Annotated in this window: 10 protein-coding genes; 2 read left to right on the top strand and 8 right to left on the bottom strand. The window is 62.2% G+C overall.

The features are described from left to right. Nucleotides 1-15: 15 nt before the first annotated feature. Nucleotides 16-1,062 carry an ABC transporter substrate-binding protein gene (locus tag FSO04_RS23260; RefSeq protein ID WP_154562883.1) on the top strand — a complete coding sequence of 349 codons (1,047 nt, stop codon included), beginning with the start codon at nt 16-18 and terminating at the stop codon, nt 1,060-1,062. Here the strand turns inward: FSO04_RS23260 and FSO04_RS23255 are convergent, their stop codons facing one another. The 5 genes from FSO04_RS23255 to FSO04_RS23235 form a co-directional block, all read right to left on the bottom strand. After that, on the bottom strand, nt 1,063-1,362 hold the full coding sequence (locus FSO04_RS23255; RefSeq protein WP_154562881.1) for a hypothetical protein: 300 nt from the start codon (nt 1,360-1,362) through the stop codon (nt 1,063-1,065). Between the two features lie 59 nt (nt 1,363-1,421). Further along, nucleotides 1,422-2,357: a 2-dehydropantoate 2-reductase gene (panE, locus tag FSO04_RS23250; RefSeq protein WP_154562879.1), complete on the bottom strand. Its 936-nt coding sequence runs from the start codon at nt 2,355-2,357 to the stop codon at nt 1,422-1,424. Nucleotides 2,358-2,686: 329 nt separating this feature from the next. After that, nucleotides 2,687-3,652, bottom strand: coding sequence for a nucleoside hydrolase (locus FSO04_RS23245; protein ID WP_154562877.1), 966 nt, complete (start codon nt 3,650-3,652; stop codon nt 2,687-2,689). Then, a complete protein-coding gene (locus tag FSO04_RS23240; protein WP_115776755.1) occupies nt 3,649-4,038 on the bottom strand; it encodes a cytidine deaminase in 390 nt (129 codons plus the stop codon). The genes FSO04_RS23245 and FSO04_RS23240 overlap by 4 nt, the downstream gene beginning before the upstream one ends. A gap of 20 nt (nt 4,039-4,058) precedes the next feature. Beyond that, nucleotides 4,059-5,336, bottom strand: coding sequence for a NupC/NupG family nucleoside CNT transporter (locus tag FSO04_RS23235; RefSeq protein WP_154562875.1), 1,278 nt, complete (start codon nt 5,334-5,336; stop codon nt 4,059-4,061). Nucleotides 5,337-5,591: 255 nt separating this feature from the next. Here FSO04_RS23235 and gltS point away from each other — a divergent pair, with 255 nt between their 5' ends. Then, nucleotides 5,592-6,818 carry a sodium/glutamate symporter gene (gene gltS / locus FSO04_RS23230; protein ID WP_154562873.1) on the top strand — a complete coding sequence of 409 codons (1,227 nt, stop codon included), beginning with the start codon at nt 5,592-5,594 and terminating at the stop codon, nt 6,816-6,818. A gap of 63 nt (nt 6,819-6,881) precedes the next feature. Here the strand turns inward: gltS and FSO04_RS23225 are convergent, their stop codons facing one another. Genes FSO04_RS23225 through FSO04_RS23215 form a run of 3 tightly spaced genes read right to left on the bottom strand, consistent with a single transcriptional unit; the run spans nt 6,882 to nt 11,127 of the window. After that, a complete protein-coding gene (locus tag FSO04_RS23225) occupies nt 6,882-8,066 on the bottom strand; it encodes a thiolase family protein (protein ID WP_154562871.1) in 1,185 nt (394 codons plus the stop codon). A 48-nt stretch (nt 8,067-8,114) separates the two neighbouring features. Next, nucleotides 8,115-9,545 carry an efflux transporter outer membrane subunit gene (locus tag FSO04_RS23220; RefSeq protein WP_154562869.1) on the bottom strand — a complete coding sequence of 477 codons (1,431 nt, stop codon included), beginning with the start codon at nt 9,543-9,545 and terminating at the stop codon, nt 8,115-8,117. 10 nt (nt 9,546-9,555) lie between these two features. Further along, nucleotides 9,556-11,127 carry a DHA2 family efflux MFS transporter permease subunit gene (locus tag FSO04_RS23215; RefSeq protein ID WP_154562867.1) on the bottom strand — a complete coding sequence of 524 codons (1,572 nt, stop codon included), beginning with the start codon at nt 11,125-11,127 and terminating at the stop codon, nt 9,556-9,558. Nucleotides 11,128-11,129: the final 2 nt, after the last annotated feature.

Below are 11,129 nucleotides of genomic sequence, written 5' to 3'. Positions count from 1 at the left end.
CTCAGGAGCCTCTCAATGAAACTGTTCAAGACGATCGCGGCGCTGGCCGCATTGTGCGCATTCGGTGCGGCCGCGCCGGCATGGTCGGAGACCAAAACCATCTACATCGGCATGAACGGCGGTCCTATGGAAAAGGCCTATACGAGCCAGGTGCTGCCCGACTTCGAGAAAGCCAACAATGTCAAAGTAGTCGTGGTGCCCGGCACCTCGTCGGACATTCTCGCCAAGCTGCTCGCCAACAAGGCCAATCCGCAGATCCACGTGGTGTTTCTCGACGACGGCGTGATGGCGCGCGCGGTCAGCATGGGCGTGTGCAAGAAGCTCGACGACTCGCCGGTACTCAAGGAGCTCTATCCGTTCGCGCGCATGAAGGACGACATGGGCGCGGGCGTGCAACTCGGCATGACCGGCATCGCGTACAACAAGAAGCTGTTCGCTGAAAAAGGCTGGGCGCCGCCCACCTCATGGATGGACTTTGCCGATCCGAAGTACAAGGGCAAGGTGGTGTTCCAGTCAGCTTCGAGCAGCACCTTCGGCCTGCACGGCTTTCTGGCGATCAACCGTTTGATGGGCGGCAGCGAGCAGAACGTCGAACCGGGCTTCACGAAATGGGCCAGCACAGTCGGCCCGAACGTGGTGGAGTACGTGCCGAATTCGGCGAAGATTTCCGAAATGGTCCAGACCGGTGAAGCGGGTCTGTTCCCGTTGACGCCGACTGCCGTCAGCGATCTGCAGGACAAGGGCATTCCGGTCGGCTATGTGAGTCCGAAGGAAGGTCCGGTGTTGCTGCTGGTCGATCTGTGCGTGGTCAACAACAACCCGGATCCGCAATTGGCACAGAAACTCGCGCAGTTCCTGCTGTCCGCGCCGGCGCAGACAAAAGCGGCCGAGGCCGGCAAGCAGATTCCGACCAATCGTCTCGCGAAGATGACGCCGCCGATGCAGCAAAGCCTGGGTAACGTCGACGATCTGGTGAAGAAGGTGACCGTGGTGGATTGGGACACGATCAATGCGCATCGCGCGCAGTGGGATACGCGCTGGAACAGGCAGATCGAGCGTTAATCAGAAGATCACCGAAATCGCCACGCCCAGCCAGATTGACAGCACGCCGATAAGGAACATGTGCCGCGCAACCCGAATGCGGACGTCGCTGTTTTCCGGTTCAACCGGGCTCGTCGCCATCCACGGCACGAGCCCGAGGCAGCCGAAGCCGATCATCGCAAACACGAAGACGAAGACGTCGGAGGCTCGCCATTTGGTCGGCTCGTACAAGCCCCAGTAGCCGAGAAAAACGATGCCGATCGAGAAGATCGTCGCCGAAGCGGCACTGAGCGCGGGTACGGATCCGGTTGGACTCGGCATGCTTCACCTCCGAAACGTTAGGCTGCTGTGACCGTCTCCGTCGTCCGCGTTCCGGTCATTCAGGACGTACGGGTCTGCCTCGCTTCATACGTCTTCAAATGACTATAGGCGATACGCAGCAGCGATAAGCCGTGCTCGCCCTTCTGTGCATCGCCGCCGCGCGAGATCAGATCGCCGAGAATGTGATCCGCCTCGGTATGCGAGTGGTTTTCGACGTCGCGCAACATCGAAGCGGTTAGCGGCGAAGGCGTGAAGAGCGTTTGGGTAGCTCGGGCATCGAAGTCCGGACCCATCGTAAAGCCGTTGTGCTCCGCGACGCCACGGCACTCGCCGAGCAGGTTTTCGACGATGCGCTTGCCGTCAGGCGCAGCCAGAATATCGCCGACCGAACCGCGCATCAAGCACGTACTGGCCGCCAGTGTGGCCAGGAACACCCACTTTTCCCACATGCGTAGCAGGATGTTGTCGCTGACTACGGTATCGAAATTCGCGCCGGCCATCGCATCCGCGATCGCCTGGACACGCTCGGACGCGCCGCCGTCCAGTTCACCAAAGGTGATCGCGTGCGTTTCGTTCAGATGCATGACGTGCTGCTCGGGGCTGAGCGTCGCCGCGATCACGCATTGACCGCCCAGCACGCGTGACGCACCAAACTTTTCCTTGAGCACCTCGATATGGCGCATGCCGTTGAGCATCGGCAGAATCAGCGTCGATTCGCCGACCAGCGGTGCGAATGAATCGATCGCGTCGTCGAGACTGTAGGCTTTGCAACTGAGCAGCACCAGATCGAACGGCTCCGCGCCGACACCGGCGAGTATCGTCTTGACGTCGTGCAACGTGAGATTGCCGCGCGGGCTGTTGATGACGAGGCCGTCACGCGCGAGTTTTTCCGCGCGGCCGGGGCGCACGAGGAAGGTCACGTCCTGGCCCGCCGCTGCGAGACGTCCGCCGAAGTAGCCGCCCACGGCGCCCGCCCCTACTACTAGAATTCGCATCTTTTGCCTCTTGATAGATGTGGGTCACGCGCGCCGGATCGGTATGCAAAGGCTACGAAGACCGCCTGCGCAGCACGTCTGCAGAAATGTAGCAAAGATTGACGATACGCATCGGCCACAATGGCTGGCCGGTTTGCTGCATTGCACCGCGGCCGCGGTGTTTGCCACGCCGTTTCCGCGTTGTTTCCGCGTTGTTCTTTATGTCAGATCAATCGCGTCGGATCAATCGCCGCGCCGCCAGCCGTCTGCTACGCCCCAGGCTGCACGAAGAGAGAGGTGCTTAAGAGGTGGCATCCCTTAGCAAACGGCGGCAGCGTCACAAGATCGCCCTACAGCGTGCCGCAAATGGTGCGCTCGTAGAGTGCGAGCATCCCGGGCACATCCACGTCGAGGCAGACCGTGCTGTCGGGCCGGCTGTCCCAGTCCGGCGCGGGCACCGGCATCGTAGAAGGCTTCTGGATGGTTTGGCCCACCGCGATACCGTCCGTCAGCACTCGTACGGGACCACTGCGAGTCGTATAAAGATGCGGCGCCAGCACATAAGTGACTGCCGACGAGTCGTGTACGTAAATGCCCTTGAGTTGCGCGCTTTGCTCATGAAAGGCCTCATAGTGCCGCGACACGTCCCACACGAACCGCCCTGCTGCACCGCCGCGATCGCGCAGCGACGCCAGATAATCCTGGCTCATGATGGTGCGCTGCGTGACGTCGAGCCCCACGATCGCAACCGGCCACGGTGCGCCGAACACGATGTCGGCAGCATCGGGGTCGCCGAGGATGTTCGCTTCGGCGGCCGGCGTCACGTTGCCGAGCACGCCGTCCGTGCCGAACGCGCCGCCCATGATGACCACCTGTTTGACGAGCGGCGCGATCTGCGGATCGTCGGCCAGCGCCAATGCCAGGTTCGTAAGCGGGCCCACCGCGATCAACGTAACTTCGCCGGGATGGGCGCGCACCGTGTCGATGATGAAACGATGCGCGGGACGTGCATCGAGCGCGGCTTCAGGAGCGGCTTCAATCGCGATGTTGCCAAGCCCGTTGTCGCCGTGAATCCAGGCGAGCGGTTCAGGTGCCGCGCGCTTGAGCGGTGCCGCGGCGCCCTGCGCAACCGGCACGCCCGGCACGAACCGCCCGGCCAGAAAACGCGCATTGCGCGTGGTGGTCTCGATCGTGGCGTTGCCGAATACGCTCGTCAGACCCAGCAATTCGATGTCCGGATGCAGCGCCTGAAAAACGAGCGCCATCGCGTCGTCCACACCAGGATCGGTGTCGTAGATAACTTTCTGCTTGCTCATAGATAAAACGCGTCCGGCAATTGTTCACGCGCGGTGGTGTCGCGGGTGGCGCCATGCAGATTGCCGAGCCGGATCGGCAATTCGGGGCCGCCCAGTTCGATGATCACCTGGCGGCACGCGCCGCACGGTGCGATCGGTCCATCCGTATCGCCGATCACGGCAAGCGCGGCGAACTGGTCGCGCCGATAGCCCGCGGCAATCGCGCTGAAAAACGCCGTACGTTCAGCACAATTGCACAGTCCGTACGAGGCATTCTCGACGTTGCAGCCGTCGAATACAGTGCCGTCTTTAGTCAGCAGCGCGGCGCCGACCTTGAACTTCGAATAAGGCGCATAGGCCTTTTCTCGCGCGACGCCCGCGCGTTCCAGCAGTTGTTCCATATTCATGCAACGATCCTCGATTCGATTCAATTCAGCGTCAGGAACATGCCCGCAATCGTGGCGCTCATCAGGTTCGAGAGCGTCGCGGCGAGCACGACACGCAGGCCGTAGCGTGCGACTTCGGCGCGGCGTTCCGGCGCGACGGCGCTAAAGCCGCCGGTCAGCACCGCGATCGACGCAAAGTTCGCGAAGCCGCACAACGCAAACGACAGAATAGCAAGGGTACGCGGATCGAGCGCCCGCAGGCCGGCCGCGCTCACGCTGGCGGCATCTTTCAGATACGGCGACAGCGAAGCATAAGCGACGAACTCGTTGAGAATCATCTTCTGACCAAGGAAATTGCCGGCGATTGCGGCTTCGCTCCACGGCACACCGATCAGATACGCGAGCGGTGCGAACACCGTACCGAGCACCGATTGCATCGACAGTTGCGGATGGCCGAACCAGCCGCCTATGCCGCCCACAATGCCGTTGAGCAACGCGATCAGGCTGACGAACGCGATCAGCATCGCGCCGACCATCACGGCGATTTTCAAACCCACAGTCGCGCCGGAACTCGCGGCTTCAATCACATTCGCGGGACGCTTTTCGTCGAAGCTGAGGTCCTCGAGGTGCACGCGGCTCGGCTCGGTGGTCGGGTGAATGATCTTGGCGAACAGCAAGCCGCCGGGCACCGCCATGAACGACGCGGCCAGCAGATAGTCAATCCGCACACCGAGACCCGCATAGCCCGCGAGCACCGAACCGGCAACCGCCGCCATGCCGCTCGACATCACCGCGAACATTTCAGCGCCTGTCATGTCGCGCGTGAACGGTTTGACCACGGCAGGCATTTCGCTTTGACCCAGGAAGATCGTGGTCACGGCCGAGAAAGATTCAAGCTTCGATACACCGAGCAGCTTGTGGAATATCGTGCCGAGCACGATCACGATCCAGCGCATCACGCCGATGTAGTACAGCACGGAAATGAGCGCGGTCACGAAGATGATGGCCGGCAACACCCGCACGGCGAAAACGAAGCCGCCGTCGCCGAAGACCTGGAACATCTTTGATTGCACGAGGCCGCCGAACAGGAACTCGATGCCCGCGTTGCCATAGCCGAGTACGTGATTGACGCCGGATGCAGCAGCGGCGAGCACCGTCTTGCCGACCGGCACGAAGAGAATGAAAGCGCCGATCCCGATCTGCGCAAGCAGCGCCGCAATTACAGTCCGTAAGCGGATGGCGCGCCGGTTGGTCGAAAAGATGAAAGCGATAAGCAGCAGGACGGCAATACCGAGGATGTTTCGAGCGATCAGTGCCATGTCTCTTGGTGTTCTTGTGAAAGTGGCAATGATGCTAAACGAAACCGATGCTGGAGAAAACTTTAAATATGGTCTTACTCCGGTATCGACGGCCAGGCGGTCCGCGCCGGTGCGCCTCGCTGCCATCGTTGTTGGATCACTGCCGTTCAGGTACGCTCACGCCACAGGCGTTTCTCGCTCGCTCCTTTGCCGCTCCACACGCCGTCAGACGCCTCGTACCGCTATGACCATCAATCATGCTCAACGAGGTCGACCATGAACGTCGGTATCTACGGAACGCTCGTCACGGCTTCACTGGTTCTGCTGCTCGGCAACCGGCTGGTCGGATGGATCCCCCTGCTGCGCAGCTATACGATTCCCGAACCCGTTGCCGGCGGGCTCCTTGTGGCAATCGTCCTGTTGATCCTGCGCACGACGAGCCACATCGAAGTACGCTTCGATACAGCGTTGCAAACGCCGCTGATGCTCGCCTTCTTCGCGACCATCGGCCTCAACGCCAACCTCGCCAGCCTCAAGTCCGGCGGCCCGCTGCTGCTGCGTTTTCTCGGTCTCGTGATCAGCCTGTTGATACTGCAGAATGCAGTGGGCATCGCTCTCACTTATGTATTGGGCATCGATCCGCTGTACGGTTTGCTGGTCGGTTCGATCACATTGTCCGGCGGTCATGGCACCGGCGCGGCATGGAGCAAGGTATTCGCCGAACACCACGGGCTTCAGTCCGCCACGGAGGCCGCGATTGCCTGCGCGACTTTCGGCCTCGTGATGGGCGGCATTCTCGGCGGTCCGGTCGCGCGCGTGCTGATGCGGCAAGTCGCCAGGAAGGACGCCGCCCGCGCCGAAAACCATGCAGAGAGCCATGCCGACAGCGCCGCCGAAGCGCCGCTCGCCTTCGAAGAACCGAAGGCGGAACAAGCCACCACACCGGCCGCCTTCATCGAGACGCTGGCGCTGATCGCGATCAGCCTCGCGGCCGGCGACGCGCTCTCACAGGTATTGGCCGGCACGGCGATCGAACTGCCCACTTTTGTCTGCGTGCTGTTCGTGGGCGTGTTGCTAAGCAATATGCTCGGGCTCGCAGGCAAGCCTGTTATCGATCACGCCGTCGCCCTGCTGGGCAACGTGAGCCTCGCGCTATTTCTCGCCATGGCATTGATGACGCTCAAGCTCTGGGACCTCGCCTCGCTGGCGCTGCCGGTCGTTTCGATTCTCGTTGCGCAAACCGTGTTGATGGCGCTCTACGCGATCTTCGTCACATTCCGCGTGATGGGCCGCAACTACGACGCTGTCGTGCTCGCCGCCGGTCATTGCGGCTTCGGCCTCGGCGCCACGCCTACGGCCATTGCGAATATGCAGGCCGTTACGGCCCGCTTCGGCCATTCGCATCTCGCCTTTCTGGTGGTCCCGATGGTGGGCGCGTTCTTTATCGACATTGCTAACGCGATCGTCATCAAGGGCTTTATGGCTTTGCCGATCTTTCACTAGCCGATGCCGCCGCGGCGCGATCGCGGTTCGTGGCACCGCGATGCACCGCAGCAGCAGCCGATCTCAGATCACTTCCAACGCCAGCGCAATCCCCTGCCCGCCGCCGATGCACAACGTGACGATGCCGCGTTTCAGGCCGTCGCGGCGCATCGAATGCAACAGGCGGGTAGTCAATACCGCACCGGTCGCGCCGATTGGATGACCGTGCGCGATCGCGCCGCCTTGCACGTTGATCAGTTCATCCGCGATGCCGAGTCTGCGCGCCACGGCGATCGGCACGGCAGCGAAGGCTTCATTGATCTCGAAGCGTTCGACGTCATCGAGTTGCCAACCCGCGCGAGCCAGGGCCATTTGCACGGCCGGCACCGGACCGAGGCCGAACATGCCCGGCTCGACGGCCGCGACGCCAAACGCCACCAACCGCGCGAACGGTTCGATGCCGCGCGCCTCGGCGAACCCACGTTCAGCGACCAGCATGGCTGCCGCGCCGCTGTTCAAGCCCGGCGCATTGCCTGCGGTAATCGTGCCGTCCGGACGGAATGCCGGACGCAGTTTGGCCAGCGTTTCGACCGTGGTATCCGGGCGCGGCTGTTCATCGCTCGTAAAATGCTGCGGGCCTTTGCGCCCCGGAATTTCCACGGCGACCAGTTCGGCGTCGAAATCGCCGCGCGCCTGCGCTTCGGCAAAACGCTGTTGCGAACGCGCGGCCCAACGGTCCTGCGTTTCGCGCGTGAGGTCAAACTGCGTGACGAGGTCTTCGGTATGCCAGCCGGAATGCTCGCCGGAAAACGCGTCATTCAGGCCGTCGCGCAGCAGGCTGTCGTGGATTTGCGCGTTGCCCATCCGATAGCCCCAGCGGCCGCCGTCGAGCAGATACGGCGCGCGGTCCATGTTTTCCATGCCGCCGGCCACGGCTGCATCGCCGAGACCAAGCCAGATTTCCTGGGCCGCGGACGCAATCGCCTGCGCGCCCGACCCGCACACACGATTGACCGTCAACGCCGGCACCGCCACCGGCACGCCGCCGCCAATCGACGCCTGACGCGCCGGATTCATCCGGTTGCCGGCCTGAATCACGTTGCCCAGCACCACCGAGGCCAACGCGGCCGGATCGAGGCCGCTGCGCCGCAGCGTCTCACGTACCGCGACCGCGCCGAGTTCCGTCGCGGATACTTCTTTCAACGATCCGCCGAATGCGCCGATCGGCGTTCTCACCGGATTGCAGATCACTACTTCACGCGTACTCATCATTCATCTCCAGTTGGACTACTACTTTCAACGCCACATCCACGCGCATCAATTCGCCGATGCGGCCGTGACCGTTTCGGGGACATCCCAGCCGCCGCCGAGCGAGCGGTACAGCGCGACCGCTGCGAGCGCATGCTCGCGTTTGGCCTGATTCAACGATTCCGCATCGCGCAGATACGCCTCCTGCGCAGTGAGCACATCGAGGAAGTCCGTCGCGCCGCCCTTGTAGAGTTCACTCGACAGACGCAGCGCGTGGTTCGACGCATCGAGCGCGCCGCCCAGGCGTTGCACCTGCACTGCGCCGCTCACCAGGTCGCTGCGGTTGTCCTCGATTTCCTTGAGCGCTTGCAGCATGGTTTGCTGCAGGCCGAGTTGCGATTCGCGCATCCGGCTCTCGCTCGCATCAATATTCGCGGTAATGCGGCCGGCGTTGAAGATCGGACTCGTTGCGTTCAACGCGGCGCTGAAGAGGTTATCGGTCAGCGTCGGCAAGCCGAGATACGACGAGGCCAGCAGACCATCGGCAAGATTGAGCCTGAACTGCGGATAGCGCTGCGCTTTTGACACCCCCACTTCCGCGGCGCGCTGTTCGACCGTGGCGTAGGCATTGCGCACGTCCGGGCGCTGCAACAGCGCTTCCGAAGGCAGCATCTGCGGTACGCTTTGCGCGGGCACTGGAATGTCGCGAGCGTTAGCGAGCAGCAAGCCATCGACGCTCTCCGGCGTGCGCCCCGAATACACCGCGATCAGACTCAGTTGATGCTGCACGGCCGACTGGATACGCGGGATCTGTGCCTGCAAATCCTCCAACTGATTCTGAGCACGGGCGACGTCGAGTTGCGTCGACAGTCCGTAATGCAAACGCTCCTGCGTGAGTTTCAGGGCGCGGGCGCGGATCTGTTCGTTGTCGCTGAGAATCTGCAATTGCGATTGCGCCCAGCGCAGATCGATATACGCCGCGGCTGTGTTTGCCGCGAGTGCCAGGCGCAGTTGATTCAAGGCCGCCTGCCGACCCGACACTTGCGCCTCGGCTGCGAGAACAGCAAGACGTTCGCCGCCGAAAACGTCCGGCGTCCAGCTCGCCGTCACGCCGACGCCGGCCTGACGCACATAGCCGAGCGGTGGCGGCGTGTTCTGGCGAGAATCGGATGCGGTCGCGCTAGCGTTCAATTCAGGCAGCAAGGCCGCCCGATTTTGCTTCGCGAGATCCTGCGCCTGCTTGACGCGTTCCACCGCGGCCTGCACATCGAGATTGCCCGTGAGCACCGACTCCACCAGCTGATGCATGACAGGATCGCCGAATTGCGCCCACCACGTGTTGGCGTTGATGCTGTCTTGAGGGGCATCGACATTCCACGCGGTCGGTGCAACGGTCTGAACCGTGTGCTGCAGGTCCGCATGCTTTTCAGGCTGCACCGCGCATGCCGCCAGTGTCAGCAGTGCCGCGCTCGCGAGTACTTTCATAACGATTGGTTTCATGCTGAGTTCCTCAATGAGCATCGGGCGGCGGCGCGGTATTGCCAAACGGGCGCGAGAACAGCACGCTCAACAAACCGACGACGAAACAGAGCGACAGCGCAAAGAACGTGTCGGAGAACGTGAGCACGAGCGCTTCGCGCATCAGAACCGAATGCAACGCCCCGAGGCCCGCGTTGGCCGCATTCAGCGCATCGCCGCCGACTGCCGCGAAGTGCGCGCTTTGCTGCTGCAACACCGACTCGATCACCGGACGGCCCGCGCTCAAATGCTCGTCGAGCCGCTCGTAGTGGAGATTCAAACGATCGTTGAGCATCGTGCTGCTCACGGCAATGCCAATCGCGCCGCCGAGATTGCGCATCAGATTGAAGAGACCGCTGGCGGATCGAAGCCTCGACATCGGCAATGAACCGAGCGCCATCGTGACGATGGGCGGAATGCAGAACTGCTGGCCAATGCCGCGCAACGCCTGCGGGATCAGCAACTCCTGCCAGCCCCACTGATTGGTCAGCGGCACGTAGAGATAACAGCCAACACCGAACAGCACCAGGCCGAACACCATCAGCACCCGCATGTCGATAAAGCGCGCGACTATCGAATAGGCCACCATCGCGAGCAACTGAAAACACCCGACCGACAGCAACGCCACACCGATCTGCAGTGAATCGAAGCCACGCACACGTGACAGGAACACGGGCGTCAGGAACACCGCGCAGAAAATCCCGATCCCTGTGATGAAGGACAGCAGACTGCCAATGCCGAAGTTGCGGATCGCCAGTGCGCGCAAATCGACGATCGGCTCTTTTGCGGTGAACGCGTGCACGATGAACAGGAATCCGCAGATCGCCGCTATCCAGGTACACGTCAGGATCACGTCGTCGCCGAACCAGTTCTTGCGCGGCCCTTCTTCCAGGACGTATTCCAGGCACCCGAGAAAACCGGACATCAACAGGATGCCGAGATAGTCGCCCTTTTTCAGCAGTGAGAGATCGACGTTGTCGAAGTGCACGTACTTCGGCACCAACAGCGTGACGGCGAGACCCGGCACGAGGTTCAGATAGAACAGCCAGTGCCACGACCACTGCGATGTGATCCAGCCGCCGATCACCGGGCCGACCGTCGGTGCGAGCGTGGCGAGCGCGCTGATGGTGGTGGACGCAATCAGGCGCTGCTTGCCGGGGAACAGCACGAATGCCGTCGTGAACACGGTCGGAATCATCGCGGCGCCGAGCGCGCCCTGCAGACCGCGAAACAGGATCATCGAGTTGATGTCCCATGCAAGGCCGCACAGCATACTGGTGACCGTAAAGCCCAGCGCGGAAAATGCGAACACCCAGCGCGTCGAGAACACACGTGTGAGCCAACCGGACATCGGAATCACGAGAATCTCCGCGATCAGATACGCGGTCTGCACCCACGAGAGCTCGTCCTGACTCGCGGACAAGCCGCCGCCGATATCCTTGAGCGAGGACGCCACGATCTGGATATCGAGTGTCGCCATGAAAAAACCGAGGCACATCAGCACGAACGCGAACACTTTGGTGCGCGTCGGCAGGTCGGCGGGATTGGCAAGGACCTGAGTCATGA

It is taken from the genome of Paraburkholderia madseniana, assembly GCF_009690905.1.
Taxonomy (GTDB): Bacteria; Pseudomonadota; Gammaproteobacteria; order Burkholderiales; family Burkholderiaceae; genus Paraburkholderia; species Paraburkholderia madseniana.
The sequence above is the reverse complement of the archived record's forward strand: the minus strand, read 5'-3'. Positions and strand labels throughout refer to the sequence as shown.

What these genes read in the sequence shown, in the direction of transcription:
- FSO04_RS23215 (WP_154562867.1), bottom strand. Translation starts at nt 11,127, where the DNA reads ATGACTCAGGTCCTTGCCAATCCCGCCGACCTGCCGACGCGCACCAAA.
- FSO04_RS23260 (WP_154562883.1), top strand. Translation starts at nt 16, where the DNA reads ATGAAACTGTTCAAGACGATCGCGGCGCTGGCCGCATTGTGCGCATTC.
- panE (WP_154562879.1), bottom strand. Translation starts at nt 2,357, where the DNA reads ATGCGAATTCTAGTAGTAGGGGCGGGCGCCGTGGGCGGCTACTTCGGC.
- FSO04_RS23245 (WP_154562877.1), bottom strand. Translation starts at nt 3,652, where the DNA reads ATGAGCAAGCAGAAAGTTATCTACGACACCGATCCTGGTGTGGACGAC.
- FSO04_RS23225 (WP_154562871.1), bottom strand. Translation starts at nt 8,066, where the DNA reads ATGAGTACGCGTGAAGTAGTGATCTGCAATCCGGTGAGAACGCCGATC.
- FSO04_RS23220 (WP_154562869.1), bottom strand. Translation starts at nt 9,545, where the DNA reads ATGAAACCAATCGTTATGAAAGTACTCGCGAGCGCGGCACTGCTGACA.
- FSO04_RS23255 (WP_154562881.1), bottom strand. Translation starts at nt 1,362, where the DNA reads ATGCCGAGTCCAACCGGATCCGTACCCGCGCTCAGTGCCGCTTCGGCG.
- FSO04_RS23240 (WP_115776755.1), bottom strand. Translation starts at nt 4,038, where the DNA reads ATGAATATGGAACAACTGCTGGAACGCGCGGGCGTCGCGCGAGAAAAG.
- FSO04_RS23235 (WP_154562875.1), bottom strand. Translation starts at nt 5,336, where the DNA reads ATGGCACTGATCGCTCGAAACATCCTCGGTATTGCCGTCCTGCTGCTT.
- gltS (WP_154562873.1), top strand. Translation starts at nt 5,592, where the DNA reads ATGAACGTCGGTATCTACGGAACGCTCGTCACGGCTTCACTGGTTCTG.